Below are 25,628 nucleotides of genomic sequence, written 5' to 3'. Positions count from 1 at the left end.
CGTCAAATTTTTTGGCATGTTGGCTTTTCAATTGTCACTATTGCAATTGTTTCCGGTGGTGTCAGTGGTGGCATCGAAAAAGTAGCCAGTATACTTATGCCGATTTTGCTAATGATACTAGTAGGTCTTGCTTTGTTTGGATTAAATTTAGAAGCATCAATGCAAGCTGCTGGTAGCGGAATTGCAAAGTCTATTGACTTTATGTTTCATCCGCGCTGGGAGCAATTCACAGCTGAATCCATGTTTCAAGCACTCGGGCAAGCAGCCTTCTCTTTGAGTATCGCAGTTGGAACCATGGTTGCGTACGGTAGTTACCTCAAGAGAAACGAAAACATTGCCAATCTTGGTGCAATCGTTGTCGTCATGGATACAATGGTAGGTATCCTTGGTGGACTTGTGATTTTCCCTATCGTTTTTGCTTTTGGTTTAGATCCTGAAGCCGGTACTGGATTGGTTTTTGTTACTCTACCTAATTTATTTTCTCAAATACCAGGAGGAGCAATTCTTGCCCCACTCTTTTATATTCTTCTTTTCTTTGCGGCTTTAACTTCTTCAATCTCTTTATTAGAGCCTTGTGTCACTCATATGATTGATGCACATAAGTACAAAAGAATCCCCGCAACTCTTGTTTCTGGAGCAGCAGCAACAGCACTTGGTCTATTCTGGATCGTTTCAAGTTCGCTTGAACAAACTGGTTTATTTACCAATATTGATGAATTTATTTCTAATTTAGTTGTGCCAAGTAACGCTATTTTTATTGCTATCTTTGTTGGCTGGGTCTTAGACAAAAAGATATTAAGAAAAGAATTGTCCCATACTTCACAATTGTATTTTGATATATTTATTTTCTTGTGTAAGTGGGTTTGTCCAATAGTAGTGACTATCATAATAGTAGTGAATATCATATTAGTCCGTGGCATCTAAGGCTTCTCTAGCAGGTAAAAGATTTTACTTAGCTAGCTAGCCAATCAACAATATCAGCCGTAACCTGCTGGCAACAGGTCATGGACCAGATCCAATCATGGTCAGTATCTTCATAAACTTTAAATAGCTTGCCATCAGCTTTAATTAAATCAAAATGCTCTTGCTGAGTTGGGTTATCAACGACTTTATCGTCTGCTATTTGAATCATAAAGACTGGTGCTTCAATTTCAGTCATGCGTTTTTTACTTGCAGCTCTCAGCTTCATTATTTCAAGCAACATAGTTTGAGTCACTTCCGAAATTCGTAAAGGGTCTGTGTCTGCAGGAGTCGATTTTTTTGCTGAGCTTGGCAACTTGACATAGACATCACGTTGCAAAATCAATTTATCAATTACAACTTTGCGCAAAGTACTCCAAAAGAAGCTTTGATTAAAGGTACTTGGAGACCCCTTAAAACCAGGGACAGACAAAATTAGCTTAGTGCCTTGATCTATCTCCGTCATATTGGCTGCAATGAGTGCACCAAGACTATGTCCCAAAACAATAATTTCAGCTTCTGGATTCTTTTCTCTAAGCTTGTGATATTCAGCTTGAGCACAACTGATCCACTCTTTGTAAGAATCAACATGTCCTTTGATGTATGAACTTTGACTTACTAGATTGTGGTTTGTGCCAAAACCAGGAAGATCAAAAGCATAAAAGTCTATACCTTGTTTTTCAAGATCATTTTCAAGATTTTTAAACCAGCCACTATGTCCGCCTAGTCCATGAATTCCCAATATAATCGTTTCTACCATAATATCAAAACGTAATCTTATCCATTCCGGGTTATTACATCATTACGTTCTTCTTAATAGATTTTACCCCGCATTCACTACAACTCAATCATTTTCTAAAATAGACTTGTTTCGAAAGTCAATATTATCCTAAAAGCAACCCGCAACATTCGTTGAGGTTGCTACCTTTTTCAGGCGATCTGTACTTCGAAACTTCGTTTCGAAGTACAGGTCTAATAAAGACGCAAAAACGTAATCTCGTAATAACCCGGAATGGATAAGATTACGAAATACTAGACCTTGACTGTTGCTACCGAGTCAGAGTTCTTATAAAGCTCAAGAGCAAATCTACCACAAGCATGCGAGAGCATATTACAAGCAATACGAGGATAATGTCCATCAAAAATACGAGCAACAAAATCAAAGACACTCTCAAACATAAAGAAGATTCCAGAAATGTTTTGTAATTTGTTTTTGGTTGCAAGCATAGCCCAATCAAAGAGTGGTCCAGAAAGATCACGCAAGGGTCCAAACAATCCTTCTTTACCGGTCAGTATATAACCGATAGAAGCAAGCGCTGAACCCACACTACTCAAAAAAGCATGATGACCTTTGGTTTCTTTGGTCAAGATCGTCCCTAGAGGATTCTGAATAAATTCTTTTGTCAAAGTGCCAAGCATTTTACTGACTTCTTTAAAACCAGTTTTGACATCAGGAAAAATTCCATCCTTGAATTTATGCTTCAGACGAGGATCAGTTGCAACCCAAAGCTGATCTAAGGCTGTTGGCAAGCCTCTTAGCAAATAAGTATATTTGAGACTACCAAACCAGGGGAAAATCATTTCTCCAAGAAATCCAATCATCATAAAAATATTTTTCTTTTCTTTTCCGTTAGCAACTCCGCTTGCTCCATAAAAAACAAAACTCATATTGAGAATGTTGTTTACACTTGCTTCAATAAATTTTTTGGTCTTATCACTAAATTTCATCAAGATCATTGGCGCCGCCAAAAGATTAGAAGCAAAAGCAACCCAGCTTGACCAAGTAGCTGCCTTATCAAGATTCTTTTTCCATATTGGTGCCTGATAACTTGAACCCTCTCGTTCTGTTGCAAGCTGGGTTAATTGATCACGATTTTCATCCATAGCAAAACTAGGACTCGCTAATTGCACATGGCTTTCTTGGCCCTGCACAGCAAAGTCCATCGCAGGAGCTTCTGCAATAGTGTTTGTTTTTGTCATTCAACGCCTCTCGTCAATACGATAAGACCAATTAATTATACTACGCCAGACAGAATGGCTTCTCGAAGCAAATAACTAACCAAAAAGCCTAAAAAACCACCAACTATAACTTGTTTCGGACTGTGTCCTAATAATTCTTTGAGTTTGGCACCACTTAAATGATGAGTATCAGAGACCAATTCAGCCAAAATACTATTGAGTACGGCAGCTTGTTTTCCAGCTGCTCGTCTTACTCCCGCGGAATCATACATTACCACTATTGCAAAAGTAGTTGCCAATGCAAAAATTGTCGACTCAAATCCATGTAAAAATCCAATCGTTGTTGCCATCGCCACAACCGATGAGCTGTGACTTGAAGGCATCCCTCCAGTAGTAAAAAGCATACGCAAATCTGCTTTCTTATGCTGCATAGCAAAGACGATAGTCTTGATTATCTGCGCTGTAACATTGGCTATCACTAAAGCAGTGAGAACCTCATAACCTGTCGAATCAATTTTGGCGAGAAAGGACATAGTCAGCAAGTGCTTTTAATTTCTCCGAATTCGGAATCACATCAAGCGATTCTTTCGCCTGATCAATGAGCTCCTGTGCCATTATACCCGCTTTATCAAGTCCGTAGAACTTGACATAAGTAGCTTTATTTTGCTCAATATCTTTAGCAGCCGTCTTGCCAAGCTGCTCTGTACTTGCAGTGACATCCAAAATATCATCAACAATCTGAAAAGCCAAACCAATTTTGCTTGAATAATTTTCTAAAGCATCAATTTGCACTTGATTAGCCTCTACCATCTTAGCTGCTAGCACAACTGATGCTCTCAATAAAGCACCGGTCTTAAGTTCTTGCATTGATTGCATTTGCTCCATAGACACTTTCTGCTGAGGCAATTCTAAATCCATAGCCTGACCAGCTATCATATCCTTGATAGCTTCAATAAATTCATTAATCACTTGCGCTTGTGGATTTGCTTCTAATAAAACCTGAATCGGGTAACAAAGCAAAGTGTCACCAGCCAGTAAAGCAACTGCTTCGTTATAAACTTTGTGATTAGTTGGCTTACCTCTCCGCAAATCATCATCATCCATACAAGGAAGATCATCATGAATCAAAGAACCGCAATGAACGAGTTCAACAGCAAGTGCTAATTTCAATGCAGGATTGTCTCTGACAGGAATCGCTTTTGCATGAATCGCTTCTGCTGTCATTAATGACAAGATCGGTCGAAGCCTTTTGCCGCCATTCGTTACACTATATTGAATTGATTTGAATAACTGTGACCGTGCAAAATTATCAAGATCAGAACTTTCTAAAAGCTCAGCAAGCTCAAGGTCAATGGCTGACTTATAATCAGCGAGCAAGTTCTTTAAATTGAGAGTAGTTTCCCCAGTGCGCATGATTTCATTTTAGCATTAGAGCCAATGGTGATTCTATTCTCAAAGTTTTATATGCAAGGCTGCTTAGTTTTCACCGGATGAGTGGACTGAGTCCCCCGTAATACAACGGAAAACGTAACGCAGCAGATGGAGCTTATAAGGTAGGCTCAAAATTCAATGATGGTTGCACCCCAAGTAAGCCCCGCCCCAAAGCCAACTAAAGCAATCTTGAGTTTCTTGCCTGGTTCTCTTTTGATTAGACCGAGTTCAAAAGCTTCATCAAAAGCAATTGGAATACTAGCAGCACTGGTATTACCATAACGCTCAATATTACAAATAAATTTGTCCATTGGAATATTCAAACGTTTAGCAGCACTTTGCACAATTCTGATATTTGCTTGATGTGGAATAATGTAATCAATGTCATCAGCCTGGAAACCAGCTTGCTTGATGGCTGCTTCCAGTGCTTCAGGCACAGCTTTAACAGCAAACTCATAAACCGCCTTACCATTCATCTTCACCATCGCTGGCTTGTCTTTAATATCAGCAGCTATAATTGGATATTGATTTGCCACAGCATCGGCATAAAGAGACATTTCGGTATCCCCTCTCGACTTGATATAGAAGGAATGAAAACAATCATCAACTTCATCAGTTGCACTAATTATGCAAGCTCCGGCACCATCACCAAATATCACGGCAGTGCCTCTATCAGCCCAATCAATATATTTAGACATTAAATCAACACCGATGACCATGATATTTTTAAATTGACCGGCGTGTATAAAATTGTAAGCAGTATTAATTGCAAATACGAAACCAGTACAAGCAGCAGACATATCAAAAGCAGCTGCATTAGTCGCACCTATTTGCTCTTGAATCATACAAGCAGTTGAAGGGAAAATAAAATCACCAGTGGCAGTTGCGCAAATAATCAAATCAATTTCACTAGCGTCAATTTTAGTTTGAGAATATTTTTCAGCATTCGCCAAGGCAGCTTTGGCAGCCATGGCTCCAAAGTAAGTTGCATTTTCAGCTTTGGCTGGATCAGCTATTCTACGTTCCTTGATTCCAGTACGTTTAGTTATCCATTCATCATCAGTATCTAAAATTTGAGCAAGATCATCATTCGTAACCACACGCTCAGGCAGGGCCCTAGACCAGCTGATAATTTTAGCTCCATATCTTGCAGAGTTGTTCATATTGTAGTCCCACAAGGGATAGACAAATTATAGCAAAAACTGACACTCATGTCAGTATCTATTTATCCAATCAACTAAAAAAGGAATGAAGAACCCCTAGGCAAGCCTAGGGGTATCTACATTTAATCGAGTGCTTAGCTAATCTCCAGTCCACCACCAAAACACCAGAGCACTCGATATGATTTTTTTTTGTTTTTTTAATCGTCTTTCTAGGTTTAATTCCCCTCAGCAAGAAACCTACGGTTTCCTGCGACTTCCCTTTTGCGCAGCAAGCTGCGGGGAATTAAACCCAGAGACGATTAAATGATATACTGAAGCCAAGCTCTTAACCTAGAGTCATCTTTATATAGGAATACAAATGACGACCGACGATCAATTAACCAAACATGAGCAGGCGCAAGCCCTACATAAATTCTTGGGGCAATACAAAAAAACCCAAGATAAGAAAATTAGAGACAAAATCGTTGAACAAAACTTCAATCTCGTCAAAAAAATCGCCCATGGTCTTGCTCGAAGAAGTAGTGACCCTGTTGATGATTTAATTCAAATTGGTTCAATTGGTTTAATTAAAGCAATTGATTATTTCAAGCCAGAAGCTGGTGCCAAATTTACAACTTATGCAACTCACTTAATCACTGGTGAAATCCGTCACTATCTTCGTGACAAAACTTCCATGATTAGAGCCCCACGTGAACTGCAAGAACTAAGTTTTAGAATCAATAAAATCATTCATCAATTAAGAACTGAATTCGGGCGTGATCCAACTGATCTAGAAATTGCTGAGATATTACAAGACGTCAAGAAAACCAAAATCAACGAGGCTTATGAAGTTGATAGACGCCGCACATTAGTTTCACTTGATCAAAGTCTTACGAGCGGCTCATCACAGGACAATGATACTTATTTAATTGATACTTTAATGGATATCAAAGAACACAAACGCACCGACACCCGCGAAGATTTTTTCATGGTCAAAGAACTTATCAAACAACTCAAAAAGCCTCTTGCTGAAATTATTGACTTGATATATTTCAAAGATGTACCACAAGCAGACGTCGCTGAGCAACTCGATATTTCTCAAATGCAAGTTTCTAGAAGGCTCAAAAAAGCAACGGCAGCCTTGCAAGAACTAATGAACGGCAACGGTTCAGCTAGCATGTACAGTACAGGAAGAGACGTAAGTAAGGGTAGAACAAAACGCGTATCTCGTTCCAGTCTTGGTGCTAGACTCAAAGCAAAAAAAGATCAACCCTAATGTCAACAAAAGCAAAGGAAGAGCAAAATACAGCAGAATCTACCCTCGCTGATATTGCGCTAAAAGCTCAGCTAGCGGATTATAGCCCTGTCAAAGGCTGCATGGTTATTAGACCCTACGGCTATGCCATATGGGAAAGGATCAAAGAAATTCTCGACAAAATGATCAAAGACACTGGTCACGAGAATGCATACTTCCCGATGCTCATACCTGAAAGCTTTTTACAGAAAGAAGCTGAGCACGTAGAAGGCTTTGCACCTGAATGTGCTGTAGTTACTCATGCTGGTGGCAAAGAGCTTACTGAAAGATATGTTTTAAGACCAACTTCTGAAACAATCATTAATCACATGTTCTCAAAATGGATAGAGTCCTATCGCGATTTGCCGATGAAATTAAATCAATGGGCAAATGTCGTGAGATGGGAAATGCGCACTAGATTATTCATGCGCACTTCGGAGTTTCTATGGCAAGAAGGTCACACCTGTCACGCAACTTGGCAAGAAGCTCAAGAAGAAACAACAACCATGCTTGCTTGTTATAAAACACTACTCGAAAAATACTTGGCAGTACCTGTTCATACTGGCAAAAAAACCGAATCAGAAAGATTTGCAGGTGCCGAGGCTACTTATACAATTGAAGCCATGATGCGTGACGGCAAAGCCTTGCAAGCAGGCACTTCGCACAACCTTGGACAAAACTTTGCAAAAGCTTTTGAGACTCAATTCACTAACGACAAAAATCAACTTGAATATGTTTACCAAACTAGTTGGGGAGTTAGTACTAGATTAATTGGAGCACTAGTAATGGGACATCATGATGATGTGGGCTTGATACTTCCTCCAGAAATTGCTCCTTATCAAGTTGTTGTGATTCCGATTCTCAAAAAGAATCAAGACAATACAGCGATACTTGAAGCAGCCAAAACCATCAATAGCGAACTGCAAGCAGAAGGCATTAGAACCAAGCTTGATGACAGACTCACTATTTCACAGGGTCACAAGTTCAATGAATACGAACAAAAAGGTGTACCGATCCGCTTAGTCATTGGTCCACGGGATCTGGAAGAAGGTAAACTAGAAGTCCATAGACGCGATATTCAAAGCAAAGAAAAAGATATTCCAAGAGATGGCATTGCTTCAAGACTTAAAGACCTGCTTGCACAAATCCAAAACCAAATCTGGCAAAGAGCTATCGACTTCAGGACAGAGCATACAACTATCGTACAATCACTTGAAGAGCTGGAAGTGGCACTCGACAAACCAGGTGGTTTTGCAAGAGCAATGTGGAACGGAGATACTGAACTTGAAAAGATTCTCAAAGATAAATTCAAAGCGACTATAAGATGCATGCCTGACGACAAAGAGCTGGATGCAAGCAAGCATCCTTGCGTCCTTTCAGGAGAGAGCTCTACAAACAATGTAGAAATTTTAGTAGCACGAGCATACTAGATGAAAAAAACAATACTAATTCTGATTTTTATTTCACTCTGCATGAGCCAACCCAGCTTGGCTGAAGAATCTACCTCAGCTCCCGACACCACTGAAGCAGAAAAAGGCTATCAAGAAATATTAGACCTCAACAAAGAAGAACTTCAAGAGCAAAGCATTCTTAAGGGTGAGGAGTTCATAGAAACGATCAAAAGCATAGAAGCTCAGATTCAAGGCACAAGATTCGTGAGTATCAAGAATGAATTTCCAGAAACCATCAAAATTATTTTCCAAGCTGAGACATTAGAGAACAAAAAAGAATTGTATCTACATGCATACGAAGACCTTGACAAACTGAGTCTTGGACAAAACATTGAATATCAAGTTCATGTATACAATATTCACGGTAAAAGCCTCGGGCAATTAAGAGAAAATATAATTGAACAAAAAGAAATTAAAATTAGTCCATTCCTTTTAGTGAGACAATACGTCTTTAAGCCAATACAAATTAAAGTCTTAGAAAAAGCCGAATTAATTCTAACAACAGAAGAAGAACCAGCTAAACAAGAAGGGCTACAACCTCAAACTCTTATAGCTCAACCCGTTATAAAACAAGCTGAAGCAATTATTGACACTAAGCGCTCTATCAAGATTGCAAACATCAGTGATAGAGAGGTTCATATAGATATTATTGAGCCTGGCAATCAAACCATTGGTTCAGGCTGGACTATCCATAATGATATTTACGAACCTCAATTTCTAAACTATGGTTCCAAACCAATTAAGCTAAGCTCATCAGCAAAGCTCATCTTAAGACCACAGAATATGAAACAGAGTATCCAAAACGCCGAAGATCTACTCGTTGATGAGAGGGGTAATTTTATTTGGCTTATAAAGGATCTTACAACAGGGGTAAACTAGTGTCTTTTTATAATGTTGATCCTAGTCCTGAAGAACTTGCTGAATGGTTTCAGAATGCCGATAAACGCAACGCCGTCTTGCCAGACCGAATGGAAATCCAAGGACGCACTGTGACCATGCAATGCTCCATCCCCGAATGTAAACATATCTTCACTCGTCAGCTTTTACCCAAACGCAATGACCCAGTCTACGTTTGTCCATCCTGTAAGGTAAGAATCTATATACCAGTTGAGTGGTAATTGTGTGGTCGCTGTGCTCCCTAAAAATAGTTTATAATCTAATCAATGGGACAAATTGCATCATTATTATTACAAGCCATCGAAATCTATAGCTATATGCTATTAATTTGGGTGATAGGCTCATGGTTTCCACAAATACAGGGCACCAAGTTCTATAGGTTTATAGATCAAGCAGTAGCGCCTTACACTAAAATATTTCGCAACTTGATTCCGCCACTAGGCGGCTTTGATTTCTCAGTAATCGTGGCATTTATTGCTCTTGGATTAATTCAAAGAATAATAGCCTCGCTTTTAATTACACCTGCACTATGAATTTCTACCTATACTCTAGTATTGCTTTTGTAATTGGAATAGTAATTGCAAAACCGATAATCTCACAATTAATTGCAATCAAGTCAACTCAAAGCTTTAGAGAACAAGGACCCAAGTCTCATATAGAAACAAAATCAGGCACTCCAACAATGGGCGCTTGGATATTTCTAATCCCTATTTTGATTACGATGATCATGATTTATTTCAATGATCCCAATATGAAAATAATTTTGACCTTCACTGCCTTCCTTACAGGGACAGTACTTGGTGCGATAGACGATATCCTCAAAGTAGTTGGAGCAAACTACAAAGGAGTAGATTCAAAACAAAAACTATTAGTACAACTTGTTACTAGTTTTGCGATTGCATATTTTTCTGGCAGATATTTATTTGCCAGTGTTGAGACAGAGATCCCAAGTCCAATAATAATTGGCTTAGAATTCATTTGGGCATTTATTGTTATTGCGGGAAGTTCCAATGCCATCAATTTGACTGATGGACTTGATGGACTTGCAGCGAGTTTATCGGCACTGGCATTTGCCGGACTTGGCATCCTTTTATATATAAATGAAGACTTTAGTCTGGCTTTAATTTGCATCACAGTCGTTGCTGCATTGATTGCCTTTTTGTTTTTCAATTTACATCCAGCCAAGGTTTTTATGGGCGACACGGGTAGCCTTGCTCTGGGTATGGGGCTTGGCACAATTGCTTATTTAGCCAAACTTGAATGGTATCTCCTTATATTTGCACTAGTACCAGTGATTGAGACTCTCTCTGTAGTCCTGCAGGTTATGTCTGCCAAATTATCCCGTAAATTCATCGGCAAAGACCTTAGACCCCTAAAAATGGCGCCATTACACCATCATTTTGAGCTTTGTGGCTTCCATGAAGTTAAAATACTTTTAACCTTTATCATCTTACAGATCTTATGTTCGGGCTTATTCCTGGGCATAAAGTTCTTATGAAATTATTCCGTATTGCGACATTACTAATCATAAGCTTCTATCTTCAAGGACAATTGAGTGCTTCTTGGGCCAAGAATTTAGTTTCGGCTGAACCAATTATAGAAACAAGCCCTAGCGCCATTTTGGCGACGGCAACAGGAGTCGTCACGTTGAGAACCAAACGTAAAAATTTCCCAGAAGATTTGATCGACTTGTTTACTGGCAGCGCATCCAAACTTCCAAAACAAAAGAAAATCACGGTCTCTGGTAGTTACAGCGGCGGGTCTGTACTTGACTTAGTTGAAGTGAGTGACACAGAACCAGAATATAGTTTTCAAGTTGCTGTACTTTCAAGTGTGATGAGTAGTTCTACAACAAAACTAGTTTCAGAAGTTCAAAGCCTTCAAAGTGTTGAAATGACATACACTAACGCAAATAACATACCTGATGTTATTGAATCAGCAAATCACAGATTTACATCAAAGAAAATTACCAATAAACGTCTTAATGATATGGGCACTCTCTCTGGCTCTTTTTCTGAAAGTGGAGCCCAAGGTAGATTCTTGATCAAATTAGATTTTACAACGGCTGAATAGCAGCCTGATAAAGATACTTGGTTTACCATATAATCAGTGCTTAAATACTTACAAAGCCTGCCTATTTTTGTTCTAATATACTTCTTTGCTTCGCCGCAAGGGATGACTTTGTGGTGGGGCCATCTTGGCTTAATTATCTTTGCTTTATTTAATCTACACAGAGCAAGTCAATATTATTTATTTTGGATAACTCTACTAATTGGATTTTTCTTTGCATCAGAACCACGTTTTAGTCTTGAATACTTGCTCATCACTTCAAGTTGCATTGCCTTTGCTAGCCAACCTTGGTGGACAAACAAAACAGAAAAAGAACGCAAATATATTTTAATTGCTCTTTTTATAATGATCTTTATTATTCATCGAACCGATTATGGTCTCTACGAAAGGGGTTCACTTTTAATTTGGGCGCCGATATTTCTTTCACTTTATTACACCAAGAAAAACAAAGAAAGTTTTATTACATATTTCCTTTCGGGGATTGCTTTGAGCTTTTCAACCAAAACCACAATAGTACTTGCTTACTTAGCGCAAATTGCCAAATTTATTAAAGTCCGCTATTTACTGGCGATAGCAACTTGCATGCTGGTATTTTCATTTATTTATATTGAAAAAATTCATCGCTTTATCCAACTCTCATTATTGTCAAGAATCTTTATTTGGCAATCATCAATCGAAGGCTGGCTAGCCAAACCCATATTTGGACATGGTTTTGCCACCTTTGCTATTGACTTTCCTCCCTTTCGCTCGCACAACGATACTTTTGGAGCAAGGTTGCATCAACAAGTTGCTCACGGTCACGGTTTCTTCACTCACTATCTTTTTGAGCAAGGACTATTTGGTTTGGCTCTTTGTCTAATTCTTTTTTACTTAGTCTACAAACACGCACGACCTGCATTTCTAACACTGATGATCACTTCAATTCTTGATGCGACACTAATGGTTTTTAATCAATATATACTAGCAGCATTAATCTTGGTACCTTTTCTCAAACCCAATTTTGCTTTTAAGCAACTCAAACCAAGCTGGCACGAATATGCCAAGCCTGTTGCCTATGCAATTGCAGCGATCATTTTTATTTCTAGTGCTGTTGGTCATTATTATTATTCGCAAGGTGCTTTCAATAAGGCAATCAAATGGGACCAGTTCAATTCGCTTTATCATTTTAGTCGCGGCACCGACTTACTTAATCGCAATATCCAAGAGAGCTTAATTAGTCTTGAAAAAGCAACTGAACTCTCTCCCAATATTTCCTACTTCCATGGTTTCCTTGCCGCAGCTCGACTAGCAAATAGACAATTTGAAGAAGCGGATAAGTCCGCTGATCAAGCTCTCTTCATGGATGGACCTGAACCATACTGGCTAATAATTAAAGCATTTGCCAACTATTCTCACGATAAGGCACTCTTTAAGGACCTTTTAACTCAAGCATTGAAACGCAATCCAGAAATTTCCAAAATCCTTAAAGATCCACGCTACCAAGCTAATTCATATATCGGACAAGCTAACTCTGATGCCCGCATTCATGCTTTCTTTCGTACAGGTCCAATAATTGCGCTGCCATTACCTTACTTACATGATGATCTTCCAGCTGATATTGAAGAAACTCTAGAAGCTGCCAAGCTCAAACCAATGCCTAAGAAAAAAGAAAGAAACAGGCACGAAATCGACCTCTAAACAGATTAGACCTGTACATCGAAACACAGTTTCGATGTACAGGTCGCTCAAAAAAAGGTAGCAACCGCGCGGAATGAGCGTGTTGCCTTTGGAGATAATTCCGACTTTCAAAACAAGTCTATTAGAGTAATGTGCTATTGTTCTAGAGCCTAAGCAAACACAGAAAGGGCAGGTGATTAAGAATTGGCAGAAGTTAAAGTACATGATGGTGAATCAATCGAGGCCGCGTTAAGACGCTTCAAAAGAGAAGTGCTTAAAGCAGGTATTATCCTTGAAATTAAGAAACGTACACATCACGAGAATAAACGTCAACGCAAAAAACGTAAGAAAGAAGAATCTAAACGCAAAGCGATGATAACAAACAAATATAGCAACAGCAATAGCGGTAGCAATAATAATAGATCGTAGTAGGTAATATATTGCTCAATAATCACAAAAGCACCTTGGCAGCAAAGGCTTTGTCTAAGTCTTATGACAGACGCAAAGTCGTTGATGGAGTCAGTTTTTCAATTGACCAAGGTGAAATTATTGCCTTACTCGGACCCAACGGAGCTGGTAAAACTACCAGCTTCGATGTTGTCGTAGGTCTGGTTCAACCCGATGCAGGTTCTATTGAACTTGATTCAGTAGACATCACCACAACCAAGATTCATGACAGAGCTCATATGGGTATTGGTTACCTAACCCAAGAGCCAAGTGCCTTTCGTAACCTCAGTGTCAGAGACAATCTCGCTCTAGTTTTAGAGCTTCATGGTTACGACGCAGAAAGTCGCAAAGTCAAAACTCAAAAAATACTCGAAGAGTTTGGAATTTTTCATCTTAAAGACATTAACGCAATTAGCCTTTCTGGTGGTGAGCGACGCCGACTGGAAATCGCTCGAGTACTAGTTACCGATCCCAAATTTATTTTACTCGATGAGCCTTTTACTGGCATCGATCCAATTGCAATTAATGAGATTCAATTGATCATTCACAATCTCTGCAAACAAAAAAACATTGGTCTTTTAATTACCGACCACAACCCAGCGGCAACCCTGTCAATTACTGATAGAGCTTATATTATGCGCGACGGTAAAATCATCAGAGAAGGAAGTTCTCAAGAGATTGCGAATGATGAATTAGTGAAGAAGCACTATCTAGGTGCCAACTTTAAGTTGTAACAAGTCAGTCAGCAAGCTTTTCATTGTGTTGCATTATGATGCCAGCATTAACCGGCTCAGATAGTTCGATTAAAGCCAAATCATCTTTACTAGTAGTTCTCAGCTCCCCGCCTTGTGACATCAAAGACCATTGCTGCAAGAAAGCCAGGAAGGGATCGATGGCTTTATTAGCTTGATCTTTGGGTCTTACAAAAGTGATTTTGGGATTAAACGAACTTGATTGCAGTTTAGTTTTGTATTTTGTTTTTTCTGTTGCATTGATAGTTGTTAGTTTGTCGACAACAGCAGGATTGCCTGAGACTATCCACTCACCATCTTGTCTTTGATTGACAGTATGCCAGTCAAGTTCTTGGTAGTTTAAATCATTTGAGTTCATGTTTGGATTTGTATGCACCTGTCCTGGTACCACAAAGGCTTTGAAGCCTTGTGCTTGATAAAGTCCTTCTGTAGTTTGATGAAAGATTTCTGTCATGTGGATGTCCTTTGCAAGGGGAATGATTTTGTCAGCTGAGTAGTAATCACTATATTTGGATAATTTAGATTTAATTTGAGCTTCAATCGCTTCAGCCGTTTCACCACGCTCTTCAAGCTCACGCCTGATATTTGGTTCTATCAAGTTCTCATAGGCATCTATGATAGTGACAGCAGCAGGGTTCTTAGTAAAGTCGCCAGTTTGGGGATCTTTGTAGAAGATGCTGACAGAATGGTACTCACCAGACTTGAGTGCCTTAAATAGATGCTTGATCGGTTCATGTTGCATTTCAATATCTTCTGCATTAAAGAGATCTTTGTATTTATTTGCAGCTTCAGCTTTGTGCGCGACTCCACAGAAACGAGCAAGTCCACCAAAAACCTTATAGAAACCTCGACTAAAAGCATTCGTACCACCGAAAAGTTGTTTCAAGGCAACTTGCCCTCTGTTAACGACAACCAAAGTATTACCGTCTTTGCTTAGTACTGCGTTGTCATAGTCAGTAGCGTTTGAATTAATTTGAAATCTATCAAGAAGTTTTTTGAGCTTGCCGTCTATGCCATCATCGCCAGCAGAGACTTTGCTAAAGTCATATGACTTAGTCAGAGTCTGGGGCTTGGCATGAAGTTCGTCCGGCACTTTGCTCTTGGCTTTAGTTTGATGAGCTTTAACTTGCGCCTGACGTGGCTTGAGACTTGCTGCTCTTGCAGATGGATTAGATTTGTTGAGGACTGCTGGCATTGATTAAGTGCTTAGTGCTTTTGAAGACTGTGCTTCTGCCCTACTCGGTTTTACCGGATCTTGTGCAAGGCTAGTATCTGCATTAGTTTCTTCTTGTACTTTCTCTGCAGGAGCTATTCTCTCATTAAATGCCTCGAGCGCCACTGTATTCTTTTTGACAATATCCATCAATGTAGCTTGCATCTCTTTAGTCAGTTCATCAGGTCTCTCTGCAATATCATACAAAGTATGTGCAGCAAAAAACTGTGCAAGATGGGCTGCAGGAATCGATTCAAAGGCACTAGCCTTGTCTCTAATGATACTCGCTGCACCTTTATGCTCTACTAGTTTACCGTCAACAATCTCAACAGAAGTTAAATCAACACTTTCAGATACATGCCCTCTTGTTGCGGCATCGTCAGCGGCAAATACATGCAATGGACTAATCAAAACCGTACCAGGATTCATCGTCTCAGCAAACATTGCTTGAAGCGACTCACGTCTTGCCATTTGATTATTGCCTTTACCAATGAAATCTTTAACCAATTCTGGATTAACAAAAGTAGTACCAGCGATACAAACCTTGTCTAAACCTTCAGCATCTGCCTCGGCAAGCTGAGTTTGAATTTGTTTTGCCATTGGATTATCCTCACCCAATGATTCAACAAGCTTTTGCATATGCTCTAGTTGTGATTTCATATTGTCATAGACTTGCAAAGCAATTGGTTTTTTGCTTGGACTATCGGAACTTACATCAAACATAACTGAAGTTGTGTAACGTCCAGCTTCAATGCCTTCGCGCAATCTCTTCAAGCCAGGATGCAATTCAGCAGCCGTGTTGTCAGGATCACCAGGATTGAAACCAGACTTAACAAACTTACTCATTGTCTTAGCATCAACCGTTCTAAACATATTAGGTATCCAACCAAAGACAGCATTGAAAAATCCATGCTTGTCTAAAGTCCTTGCAAAATTGGTTCCAAAATCAGCCGTAATTTTGATTTCTTGATTCTTTGGATCTTTATCAGTGGGCTTATGACTAATTGCAATATGCACTGACAGAAACTCACCCTTCTCTCTATCCATTGCTTGACCAAAACCTATACCTTTTAAAACTTTAAGAATACGTTTTTGATCAGCTTTACTAAGAGGCTCACCGCTTTCTTGTTTTAGTTCTTTAACTTGTTCAAGATTTGTAAGTGCGGCAAACTTAGGCACTGCATTACTAACGTCTTCAATATCACTTTGTTGAAGGCCTTTGGCTGCTTTATCTCTACTAGCTTCAGGATCATGTTTGTCAACACGAACTGGATATTTACCTTTCTGGCCTACTATATCTTTTATTCTCTTTCCTGAAACTGGTGCAATCATTCTGAAATCCTCGGTCAATACGAATATACGGATTATCCTAGCATATTATTTACTACAGATCCAGTAGTTTTTTGAATTCTTGATCCCCAGGCCTAGTAAAGAAGCCCAAAATTTAAGCATTACTGAACGTTTGTGCGCTGCGAATGCTTTACAGCAAATGCTACAATCATGGGCTCTTATGGTTACTAAATCAGATAAAGAAAAAACAGTAGACGAGCTAAAGGACAAATTTAGCCGCGCCAAATCTGTATATTCAACTACACAACTAGGCCTTAGTGTTAAACAAATCACTAGTCTTAGAGATGAAATCCGCTCAATCGGTGGTGAATTCAAAATCGCCAAGAACACACTTTTCAAAATCGCCTCAAAGGGCACTCAATTTGAAGCATTAACAGAAGGACTTAAAGGTCCAAGCGCGTTTTTGTTTTGCTATGACGATGCAGTTGTACCTGCGTCCAAAGTCAAAGATTTTTCAAAAGGCAATGGTGACAAAGTAAGTCTTATTGGAGCCAATATCGATGGTCAGACTTATGACCAAGCTCAAACAACTAAAGTAATCAACCTTCCAAGCAAAGAAGTGCTATTGAGCCAAATTGCTGGAATGTTAGTACAGCCAACATCACAAATTGCTGGCTTACTTGGTGCATCAGCATCAGACATTGCATCTATATTAAAACAACTTAGCGAAAAAGGTGACGCCGCTAAAACTGTTAAAGAATTTTCTGTATCTAGCGCAACAACTGTGGAAAGTGCTTCGCCTGCTAGTGAAGAGGACAATAGTAATAAAGAAGATATCAAGGAGTAAATTATTATGGCTACAAAAGTACAAGATGTATTAGAGAAATTATCAGAGTTAACGCTTTTAGAAGCGTCAGAACTTAAAGATGCAATGGAAGAGAAGTTCGGTATTACTGCAGCTTCAGGAGCGCCTATGATGATGGCTGCTGCTGGCGGTGCTGGTGGTGGCGAAGCTGCTGAAGAGAAGACTGCTTTTGACGTTGAGTTGACTGCAGCGGGCTCATCAAAAATCGGCGTTATCAAAATCGTTCGTGAGATCACTGGTCTTGGGCTTAAAGAAGCTAAAGATCTAGTTGAAGCAGCACCTAAAGTAGTTAAAGCTGGAGCTAACAAAGCTGACGCTGACGCTTTCAAAGCTAAGCTTGAAGAAGCTGGCGCTACTGTAACTCTTAAATAGTTCGAAGCATCAATCAATTAAAAGAAAAAACCGACAGTCACAAGCTGTCGGTTTTTTTGTAGCTATTATTAAGTAAAGCTCTATTATTTCACGCCCTGCCGCGTTAAGATTTTATTTATTATTACAATTCAATGACGAATTATAAACAGGAGATATAAATCATGGATAAACCAGATCTAAAGGCATTTGCAATGCCGAGCATAAAATTAAACGGCAAAAAGAAAGTACCAGTAGTTGTGATGCTTGAACAAGGCGGCACAGCAGCAGGTAATAAAACAGACGCCGAGATACTAATTCCAGCTGGGCTTGCAGCGATGACTGCAGGGGATAAAGATCACCAGACTCAGCCCCCTGTAAATGCCTGGCAGAAGGCTCAAAATCATGATGACGACAAAAGATATCCAGCTCGTATTTTTCACTTAGTTGATTGTTCATCAAGCATGGGCCAACGAGCTGATCATAGTGCAACAACTTGGCAAAGCAAATTAGCTTTAGTACAAGAGACGATTGAAAGAATGGCAAACAAACTTCCAGAAGGCATAAGACATATTCTTATTCCTTATACAGACGGCGTAGACTCAAGTTTGTTGGGAGATTTTGATACTGCAGAAAAACTCGTCAAGGCTGTTCAAAAACTCCAAAGCCATTCTGGCACAGTTATAGAAACTCCAATCGCTGAAGCACTTGAGCAAATCAGAAAGGAACCATATACAGCTGAAGGAATACGATACCGCAACCTCATTAATTTAGTGAGTGATGGGCAAAATGGAGGTGAAGATGATCTAGTTTATGAGCAAGCTGCTAAGTTCCAAGCACACAATGCAACAGCTTTTAATTTAGGAGTTGGCACTGGCTACAATAGATTCTTGATGGCACAAGTACTTGAGCAAGCTGGCACCGGAGCTACCGCTCACATCCCGCAAAAGGGTAAAGGAGCAGTTGATGTCTTTGGTGAGCTATTACCAAACTATGTCACTGAGATGATCTCAGCGCCATACTTCCCGGTACTTGCATTTAATCAGTGGTTTGATACAGTAGTAAATCTCAACCCTAGTATTAGACCAGTCAAAGAAGATCCTGACAGTGAGCTTTATAGATACAAAGCAGCTGTCGGTTATCAACACAAAGGTTTTGCAGTTGGTTTTATAGATGAAGACAAGTTGAATAATGCAAGAGTGCATTCCCTACTTAGAGAATCTGCTAACGCTAAAATCATTAACACAGAAGAATTGACTATCAAAGACTTTGATAACTTGGGTCTCAGCCCGCAGGATGCAAGGTTGATTTGTAATGCACCACTTGAAGCAATAAAAATGCAAATACTTCAAGAACGTAATCCACAAGCGATTCGAGACTTCCTTCAAGAAAATCCAGACATTGATATAGCATTTCAAATGAGACTTGAGGATATCGCCAAGAGACTTGAAGAATATAACGAAAGAGGTGACGAGGATGCATCAAGAACGATGATGAGCGATCAGTCAGTCAGTATGTCATTAGGAGGTCTTTTACAAGACATGGGCAATATACTACCAGGCGAAACAAAGCAGGGGCTTGGAATAGATGGTTATACAATTGCGCATGGAGGATCAAGCTCTTCTCATAGAAACTCTGCCATGAAGGAAGTGGAGGCTCCCGCAGAAATAGCAGAAGAAATTGACACTGACGCGCTTGCTTTGCATTTTGAAAAGATCAGTGGTAATGGTCTTTTTGCCAAAGGACATCAGGAAACCGCTACAGATTTCTTGATTCGTGAAGATATTAGCCTAGTTCTTGGAAGACACCCCAATTGCGACATTGGGCTTAAAAATGTCAAAGTGAGTAGGTATCATTGCAAACTATCACTTCGCAATGGTGAATTATTCATAGAAGATGTAGCGTCTCAAAACGGCACTTATGTCAATGGCCATTTGGTACCACGACGTGACGAGTATCAACTAAGAAATCAGGATATTATTGAATTAGGTGGTGAGAAATACCAAATAAGTCTGTTATGAGGTCATCCTAAGTGAGCGAAGCGACCTAAGCATAAAACTAAGATATAGAGTATAATCAGGCTATGGCTTCAAGAGGAATGCAATTAGGCGGGGATCTAGATAATCTGGCATACGCATCGCAAGACGAGTTTGACGCAATGCTCAAAAAGTTTTGTGCTACCAAGAATTGTAAGCCAGAAGCGGCAATTCGCTGGGCATTGCAAAGAGCAATGACTGAAGCAGATCGTCAATTTATCCAAAGCAAGTTTGATGAATTATATAAATCTGGGGCTTCACTCATATAATTATCAGTAAATTACAAAACTAAAAGCATCTACTAGATTGCTTCATAGCAACAATGACGGTGCTAAAATCATGAATTCAGCTAGATGACTTATTACATTACTACTCCACTCTTTTACGTAAACGATCTACCTCATATAGGTAGCGCTTATCCTACTATCGCTTGTGATTTTTTTGCTGGACATATGCTGCAACGTGGTGAGGAGGTTGCCTTTCTTACTGGCACTGATGAGCATGGTCAAAAGATCGAAAAAGCAGCCAAAGAAGCTAACAAGACTCCAATCGAGCATTGCGATTATATCACCGATGAGTTTCAAAAGCTCTGGGAGATATTGGGTATCAACTATGACTACTTTGTAAGAACAAGTAATCAAGCGCATTATAAATTCGTTACTGAGTTTTTCAAGAAAGTACAAGCCAATGGTGATATTTACAAAGGCAAATACACCGGTCTCTATTGCAGTCATTGTGAAGATTTTTGGCTAGAGAAAGATCTGGTCAAAGATGGCAAGAAGCTCTTGTGTCCCACTCACAAAAAACCAGTGGAAGAGTATCAGCAAGAGAATTATTTCTTTGCCCTAACCAAATACCAAGACCGCTTAGAACAATATATCAATGACAATCCTGATTTTATTAGTCCGGACTATCGCAAGAATGAAGTGATGGGCTGGATTAAAGATGGTCTTCGAGATTTCCCTATTTCAAGAGCGAATCTTGATTGGGGTATTCCAATTGAAGGTAGTGATCAAGTAACCTATGTTTGGTTTGACGCCCTCTTAGGTTATATTTCCGGTCTTGGCGCCGACAAAGAAAAGTACTGGAATCAAGACAGCAAAGTCGTGCATATTATTGGCAAAGATATCTTACGCTTTCATGCAGTCTACTGGCCGGCAATGCTAATGTCAGCTGGATATCCTTTGCCTTACAGGGTTTTCGGACATGGTTTTCTTACCAAAGACGGTATGAAAATGGGCAAAACACTTGGCAATATCATTGACCCAGTAGCACTGTCAGAGAAATATGGTGCTGAAGCATTGAGGTTTTATTTACTTAGAGATATAGTTTTTGGACGTGATGGTGATTACACCAACGAAGGTTTTATCGAAAGACTCAATTCTGATCTTGCTAATAATTTAGGCAACTTACTTAACAGAGCTCTTAAATTAATCAATAAATATAATGACGGAATCATTCCTGAACTAACCAGCGATCAAAACTTTGACAGCTTACATCAACAATTTCTTGAAGAAATAAATAATCTCAATCCTTATTTTGCGCTTGAAGCTGTCTTTAAAATGCTTGATGCTGTAAATGTAGAGATTAACGTAGTTGAACCATGGCGTGCACTCAAAACAGAACCCGACAATGAAGCTGCCTTACTGAGCTTGATTGACGCACTTAATGCCTGCAAAGTTGCAGCTATCTACCTTGCCCCGCTAATACCACAACTATCAAAACAAATCTTTATAAACCTAGGTATCTATCAAGCAAGTGACTTAGATAAACTAGATAGAAAAGATCTTTTGCAAAACTATCTTGGCTTTGAGCAAATCAACAAGAGCATCGCTGGTATCAAAGTTCTTGAAGAACCTGTAGGGATTTTCCAGCGACTCGAAAAAGCTCCTGTGGCTGCATAATGGAACAGATATTTTACCTAATCTATTATATCGGCTGGACACTAATCATCCCGGTTCTTTATCTCATGGCAATAACTTTTGTGCCTAAATGGAAACCAGGTCTCAAAGGTAGACTTGGCATCATTGATCCCAATCAATTTATAACTGCTCAAACAAACCCACTAGCACGGCCAATATGGTTTCACGCTATTTCAGTTGGTGAGCTTAATGCGCTCATCCCTCTACTCTCTGCTTTTATGGGTAGACCCTTGCTACTTAGCACTGGAACAGCCACAGCCCACAAAATGGCAAAAGAAAAACTAGAAAAAGAAATTGAAACTAATGCAATCAAATTAATTTATATGCCTTGGGACCATCCTTATATAATTGCAAAAACACTCAATCAAATTATGCCCAGCGCCATTATTCTAATGGAAAGTGAGATTTGGCCTGCTCTAATTATTGAAGCATATAAACGCAAAATCAAAGTCATGGTAATCAATGCCAAACTTTCTGACTCATCATTGCGTTTCTACAAACAAGCCTCATGGTTAGTTGCTGGTATCTTCAAAAGACTCACTTTGGTACTGGCACAAAGTGCTCAACACTCACGTAAATATATCGAAATGAAAGTAGCTAAAAATAAAGTCTTCATGACAGGCAATATCAAATTTGCTGCCCTGCCGGATATCAATCAAGATCAGGCACGTGATTTCAGAACCAAGCTTGGTTACAAGGATACAGACATCATTTGGGTTTGTGGCAGCACGCATCCTGAAGAAGAATCACTGCTCGTTTCTATTTTTCAAGAACTGCAAAACGAGATTAAAGATCTGCGCTTAGTGATTGCTCCAAGACACCCAGAGAGATTCAACACTGTAGAAAGTTTTATTAATTCAGCTGCCAAACTTGAACCAATTCGATATAGTCTAATCAAAAAACTACCCAAAGAAACCAGACCTCGTATCGGCTCAACTAATGATGTGCTCTTGCTTGATACTATTGGTGACTTGATGGATATTTATTCTATTGCAGATATTGCTTTTGTTGGTGGCACCATCAATGAAAGTGTCGGCGGTCACAATGTCCTAGAACCCGCTTGCTATGCTGTTCCCATCCTAGTTGGACCTCATTACTATAAAAACACAGAGATGGTAGAGATGCTTGAAGCAGCTGAGGCACTTGAAGTGACCGAAACCAAAGAAGACTTGAGACTTGCCTTACGTGATATTGCCAAAGACCCAAACAAACGTGTGCTCATGGGTGCAAATGCCAAAACAGTTGTTGATCAAAACCGCAAAATACTCGTTGATGTTGCCAACAAGATCAAACGCGAACTTGGAGAACAACTATGATCAAACAAGTTTTCTCTTTTCCGTACCAAGTCGTTCATGCAATGAGATCAAGTCTCTACGATCTTGGGATCTTTAAACAAAAGAAACTCCCAGCCTACACAATCTCGGTAGGCAATATGAGCTTTGGTGGTACTGGCAAAACCCCGGTGGTGATTGCGATTGCCAAATACTTAGCTAAGCAAGGACTCAAAGTTGCTGTGCTCACAAGGGGCTACAAAGGACGTGGGCGCAATTATCCGATTTTTGCTGACGCCAGCAGCAAGGTTGAAAATATTGGTGATGAGCCGATGGAAATGCTCAATGCTTTTGCAGGGTCAGATATAAGACTTACAATAGATCCAAATAGATACCGCGGCGCAATAAAAACTAGTCAAAAATACCCAGTGGATGTCTTTATATTAGATGACGGGATGCAGCATCTTGCTATAGCTCGGGACTCTGAAATCGTTCTCAAAAATACCAATGAATCAGGTTTTATGCGTGAATTTCCTTTTGCGGAAACGAAGGCAGATCACTTGATTTATACCAAGGTAAGTGATGAGTGGATAGAAAACAACCAAGAAACAAAAAATCCAATAAACTTTGTCAAGTTTAACCTGAGCTTAACCAAAAAATTGCATCCTGAAAATAGCCTAGGGGTTTTTACCGGAGTGGCTGACCCTAATTCTGTTTTGAGACTAATCAAAAAAGAGTTATTGGGCCAGGGATTTCAGGCAAAAAACCTTGAAAACATTGAACAAAGGTTCTTTCCGGACCATCATTATTTCAGTGTAGGTGAAGTTAAGGAGGTACTAGCATTGGGTATAAACATAATAACGACTGCGAAAGATCTGGTTAAAATACCTGCGGAGTATCAGGATCAATTTGTAGTAGCGAAACTGGTATTGGATTTTCATCCAAATAGTTTCTTGTCAGAGTTAGCTAAGGGGGTAAAACATGACTAATGACCAAATAGAGAAAACAATTCCGTTAGGAGAGTTGTTGGAAACGACTGATGAGAAATTATCAGAATACGGTACACGTGCCAAGGGTAGATTATCAAAACGTGAAATGGAAGTCTTGATTCAAATCAAAGAGGGTTTGCGCAATCCAGAAATTGCAGCCAATTTGGGTTTGAGTACTAAGACAGTTGAAAATCACGTCAGAAGTATCTTGCAAAAACTAGGAGCTAAGAATAGAACCGAAGCTGTAGTTATTGCCTTGAAGAATTCGTTGATAATGTTGAGTTAACTAATAGACTTGTTTTGAAAGTCGCAATTCTCTAGAGGGTCAACACATGCGTTACGCATGGTTGCTACCTTTTTAAGCGACCTGTATCTTCGAAACGCTGTTTCTAAACAGGTCTAATATATTGTTGCGCAAGAAACAATGCCGCAATGGTTTTGGCATCGGGTATTAGCCCTTGCTGAATCATTTCAGTTACTTTAGCAATAGTCATGAGCTCGAGCTCTACGATTTCACCGTGGTCTAGATTCTGCGTGCCAGCGTCTAGATCCTGAGCGAGATAGACGTAGAGTCGTTCGGTAGAGTAACCAGGGCAAGGGTAAATAAATCCAAGGTCTGTCCATTTGCCTGCACTATAACCAGTTTCTTCTTGAAGCTCTCTTTTGGCTGCCTCAAAAGGTTGCTCCCCTGAATCCAACTTACCAGCTGGAATTTCATAAATTATTTTTTGTACAGGAGTGCGATATTGTTTTATTAAAGCAATTTGATCACCAATAATTGGCAATATACAAACTCCACCAGGATGAGTAAAATACTGACGACTTGCTTTTATAACAGGCTCAACCTCAATCTCTATCTGGTCTTCAATAAAATCTAGGAACTTGCCTTTATGTAGTGTTTTAGTGGAGATGATTTTTTCTATCATTGTTTTATTATACGTTATTGCTTAATCCGCTGGCAAAACAATGTCCATTATCGCTCCTCATCGCAAAGTACCCTGCAAGATTCAAAACAAATTCTCAAAAAGCTTTTCTAGCAAAGTAAGTACAGCTCAAATTTAAAGGAATTGACTCCAAAACCTATGAAGGACTTACTGCCCGTATTTATATACTTTGAATACATTATCAGAAGCAAGTTGATTCATATCCATGCGTTTAAGATTGATTTCATAAGGGCGGCAAGCTGAGTAGCTGCCATGATTAGAATCACAACGCATTAGTTTAAGATGTACTGGCTCACCTGGGCTTCCGGCGATAAGCGAAAAAACTTGATCAGCATCAAAAGGCATTATATTCATATGATCAACTTCAATAATTTGATCACCAATTCTCACCCCTGCAGCTGCCGCCGGTGTATGCGGATAGACGTCAATGACGTTACTCATCTCGCCTCGACGGTGCAAATACTTGACACCTATAATTCCAACATCTGAAGGTGCAAAAACAGCATCAGAACTTACAGCATTGAGTTTAAAAGTGCTCTTTGGTTCAGAACTAATATAAGTGTTTGGAATACTTAGGCTTTGTTCTTGGTAGGCCAAGCAAACTAAAGGATTTGCAAACAAAATTGCAAAAACCAATACAGCTCTAATGTATTTTGGAGTGAAAGCCACTAATATTATTATTGCCTAGTTT

At 39.5% G+C, this 25,628-nt stretch carries 28 protein-coding genes; 19 read left to right on the top strand and 9 right to left on the bottom strand.

Annotated elements, in window-relative coordinates:
* On the top strand, positions 1 to 924 hold a 924-nt coding region (locus O3C63_03240; GenBank protein MDA0771938.1), incomplete at its 5' end, for a sodium-dependent transporter.
* 28 nt (positions 925 to 952) lie between these two features.
* Here O3C63_03240 and O3C63_03235 read toward each other — a convergent pair.
* The 5 genes from O3C63_03235 to O3C63_03215 form a co-directional block, all read right to left on the bottom strand.
* Positions 953 to 1,720 (bottom strand): alpha/beta fold hydrolase, encoded by a 768-nt coding sequence (locus O3C63_03235; protein MDA0771937.1) that lies wholly within the window; start codon positions 1,718 to 1,720, stop codon positions 953 to 955.
* Between the two features lie 272 nt (positions 1,721 to 1,992).
* Positions 1,993 to 2,940: a hypothetical protein gene (locus O3C63_03230; protein ID MDA0771936.1), complete on the bottom strand. Its 948-nt coding sequence runs from the start codon at positions 2,938 to 2,940 to the stop codon at positions 1,993 to 1,995.
* A gap of 35 nt (positions 2,941 to 2,975) precedes the next feature.
* Positions 2,976 to 3,452 (bottom strand): divergent PAP2 family protein, encoded by a 477-nt coding sequence (locus O3C63_03225; protein MDA0771935.1) that lies wholly within the window; start codon positions 3,450 to 3,452, stop codon positions 2,976 to 2,978.
* A complete protein-coding gene (locus O3C63_03220; GenBank protein MDA0771934.1) occupies positions 3,430 to 4,332 on the bottom strand; it encodes a polyprenyl synthetase family protein in 903 nt (300 codons plus the stop codon). Before O3C63_03220 ends, O3C63_03225 begins: the two co-directional genes overlap by 23 nt.
* 146 nt (positions 4,333 to 4,478) lie before the next feature.
* Positions 4,479 to 5,513, bottom strand: a complete 1,035-nt coding sequence (locus O3C63_03215) for a ketoacyl-ACP synthase III (protein MDA0771933.1) — start codon at positions 5,511 to 5,513, stop codon at positions 4,479 to 4,481.
* Between the two features lie 358 nt (positions 5,514 to 5,871).
* Between O3C63_03215 and O3C63_03210 the strand changes: the two genes are divergently transcribed.
* The 10 genes from O3C63_03210 to lptB all read left to right on the top strand — a co-directional run bounded on the left by O3C63_03210 (position 5,872) and on the right by lptB (position 14,041).
* Positions 5,872 to 6,768, top strand: a complete 897-nt coding sequence (locus O3C63_03210; protein ID MDA0771932.1) for a sigma-70 family RNA polymerase sigma factor — start codon at positions 5,872 to 5,874, stop codon at positions 6,766 to 6,768.
* Positions 6,768 to 8,216 carry a proline--tRNA ligase gene (gene proS, locus O3C63_03205; GenBank protein MDA0771931.1) on the top strand — a complete coding sequence of 483 codons (1,449 nt, stop codon included), beginning with the start codon at positions 6,768 to 6,770 and terminating at the stop codon, positions 8,214 to 8,216. The genes O3C63_03210 and proS overlap by 1 nt, the downstream gene beginning before the upstream one ends.
* The gene (locus tag O3C63_03200; GenBank protein MDA0771930.1) at positions 8,217 to 9,116 is read left to right on the top strand and encodes a hypothetical protein; all 900 of its coding nucleotides are present in this window, start codon (positions 8,217 to 8,219) and stop codon (positions 9,114 to 9,116) included. It abuts the gene before it with no gap.
* Positions 9,116 to 9,355 (top strand): hypothetical protein, encoded by a 240-nt coding sequence (locus tag O3C63_03195; GenBank protein MDA0771929.1) that lies wholly within the window; start codon positions 9,116 to 9,118, stop codon positions 9,353 to 9,355. Before O3C63_03200 ends, O3C63_03195 begins: the two co-directional genes overlap by 1 nt.
* 45 nt (positions 9,356 to 9,400) lie before the next feature.
* Positions 9,401 to 9,667: a YggT family protein gene (locus O3C63_03190; GenBank protein MDA0771928.1), complete on the top strand. Its 267-nt coding sequence runs from the start codon at positions 9,401 to 9,403 to the stop codon at positions 9,665 to 9,667.
* Positions 9,664 to 10,632, top strand: coding sequence for a phospho-N-acetylmuramoyl-pentapeptide-transferase (mraY, locus tag O3C63_03185; GenBank protein ID MDA0771927.1), 969 nt, complete (start codon positions 9,664 to 9,666; stop codon positions 10,630 to 10,632). The genes O3C63_03190 and mraY overlap by 4 nt, the downstream gene beginning before the upstream one ends.
* Entirely contained in the window at positions 10,629 to 11,207 is a 579-nt protein-coding gene (locus O3C63_03180; GenBank protein ID MDA0771926.1) for a hypothetical protein, read from the top strand. Before mraY ends, O3C63_03180 begins: the two co-directional genes overlap by 4 nt.
* A gap of 36 nt (positions 11,208 to 11,243) precedes the next feature.
* Complete coding sequence (locus O3C63_03175; protein MDA0771925.1) at positions 11,244 to 12,881, top strand: hypothetical protein; 1,638 nt, start codon at positions 11,244 to 11,246, stop codon at positions 12,879 to 12,881.
* Between the two features lie 183 nt (positions 12,882 to 13,064).
* Positions 13,065 to 13,289 (top strand): 30S ribosomal protein S21, encoded by a 225-nt coding sequence (rpsU, locus tag O3C63_03170; protein MDA0771924.1) that lies wholly within the window; start codon positions 13,065 to 13,067, stop codon positions 13,287 to 13,289.
* A gap of 11 nt (positions 13,290 to 13,300) precedes the next feature.
* Complete coding sequence (lptB, locus tag O3C63_03165) at positions 13,301 to 14,041, top strand: LPS export ABC transporter ATP-binding protein (protein ID MDA0771923.1); 741 nt, start codon at positions 13,301 to 13,303, stop codon at positions 14,039 to 14,041.
* 4 nt (positions 14,042 to 14,045) lie between these two features.
* Here the strand turns inward: lptB and O3C63_03160 are convergent, their stop codons facing one another.
* Positions 14,046 to 15,254, bottom strand: a complete 1,209-nt coding sequence (locus O3C63_03160; GenBank protein ID MDA0771922.1) for a hypothetical protein — start codon at positions 15,252 to 15,254, stop codon at positions 14,046 to 14,048.
* A gap of 3 nt (positions 15,255 to 15,257) precedes the next feature.
* Positions 15,258 to 16,604, bottom strand: a complete 1,347-nt coding sequence (locus O3C63_03155) for a hypothetical protein (protein MDA0771921.1) — start codon at positions 16,602 to 16,604, stop codon at positions 15,258 to 15,260.
* A 178-nt stretch (positions 16,605 to 16,782) separates the two neighbouring features.
* Here O3C63_03155 and rplJ point away from each other — a divergent pair, with 178 nt between their 5' ends.
* From rplJ to O3C63_03115, 8 genes are all read left to right on the top strand, one after another.
* Positions 16,783 to 17,409, top strand: a complete 627-nt coding sequence (gene rplJ, locus O3C63_03150; GenBank protein MDA0771920.1) for a 50S ribosomal protein L10 — start codon at positions 16,783 to 16,785, stop codon at positions 17,407 to 17,409.
* A gap of 6 nt (positions 17,410 to 17,415) precedes the next feature.
* Positions 17,416 to 17,799, top strand: coding sequence for a 50S ribosomal protein L7/L12 (gene rplL, locus O3C63_03145; GenBank protein ID MDA0771919.1), 384 nt, complete (start codon positions 17,416 to 17,418; stop codon positions 17,797 to 17,799).
* A 161-nt stretch (positions 17,800 to 17,960) separates the two neighbouring features.
* Positions 17,961 to 19,796, top strand: a complete 1,836-nt coding sequence (locus O3C63_03140; protein MDA0771918.1) for an FHA domain-containing protein — start codon at positions 17,961 to 17,963, stop codon at positions 19,794 to 19,796.
* Between the two features lie 62 nt (positions 19,797 to 19,858).
* Positions 19,859 to 20,080: a hypothetical protein gene (locus O3C63_03135; protein ID MDA0771917.1), complete on the top strand. Its 222-nt coding sequence runs from the start codon at positions 19,859 to 19,861 to the stop codon at positions 20,078 to 20,080.
* A gap of 84 nt (positions 20,081 to 20,164) precedes the next feature.
* Positions 20,165 to 21,715: a methionine--tRNA ligase gene (metG, locus tag O3C63_03130; GenBank protein MDA0771916.1), complete on the top strand. Its 1,551-nt coding sequence runs from the start codon at positions 20,165 to 20,167 to the stop codon at positions 21,713 to 21,715.
* The gene (locus tag O3C63_03125) at positions 21,715 to 23,049 is read left to right on the top strand and encodes a 3-deoxy-D-manno-octulosonic acid transferase (GenBank protein ID MDA0771915.1); all 1,335 of its coding nucleotides are present in this window, start codon (positions 21,715 to 21,717) and stop codon (positions 23,047 to 23,049) included. Before metG ends, O3C63_03125 begins: the two co-directional genes overlap by 1 nt.
* Positions 23,046 to 23,993 (top strand): tetraacyldisaccharide 4'-kinase, encoded by a 948-nt coding sequence (lpxK, locus tag O3C63_03120; protein MDA0771914.1) that lies wholly within the window; start codon positions 23,046 to 23,048, stop codon positions 23,991 to 23,993. Before O3C63_03125 ends, lpxK begins: the two co-directional genes overlap by 4 nt.
* On the top strand, positions 23,986 to 24,279 hold the full coding sequence (locus tag O3C63_03115) for a response regulator transcription factor (GenBank protein MDA0771913.1): 294 nt from the start codon (positions 23,986 to 23,988) through the stop codon (positions 24,277 to 24,279). The genes lpxK and O3C63_03115 overlap by 8 nt, the downstream gene beginning before the upstream one ends.
* Before the next feature lie 103 nt (positions 24,280 to 24,382).
* Here the strand turns inward: O3C63_03115 and O3C63_03110 are convergent, their stop codons facing one another.
* Positions 24,383 to 24,919 (bottom strand): NUDIX hydrolase, encoded by a 537-nt coding sequence (locus tag O3C63_03110; protein ID MDA0771912.1) that lies wholly within the window; start codon positions 24,917 to 24,919, stop codon positions 24,383 to 24,385.
* Between the two features lie 165 nt (positions 24,920 to 25,084).
* Complete coding sequence (locus O3C63_03105) at positions 25,085 to 25,606, bottom strand: PDZ domain-containing protein (protein MDA0771911.1); 522 nt, start codon at positions 25,604 to 25,606, stop codon at positions 25,085 to 25,087.
* Positions 25,607 to 25,628: the final 22 nt, after the last annotated feature.

Source organism: Cyanobacteriota bacterium (genome assembly GCA_027618255.1).
Classification (GTDB): domain Bacteria; phylum Cyanobacteriota; class Vampirovibrionia; order LMEP-6097; family LMEP-6097; genus JABHOV01.
The sequence above is the reverse complement of the archived record's forward strand: the minus strand, read 5'-3'. Positions and strand labels throughout refer to the sequence as shown.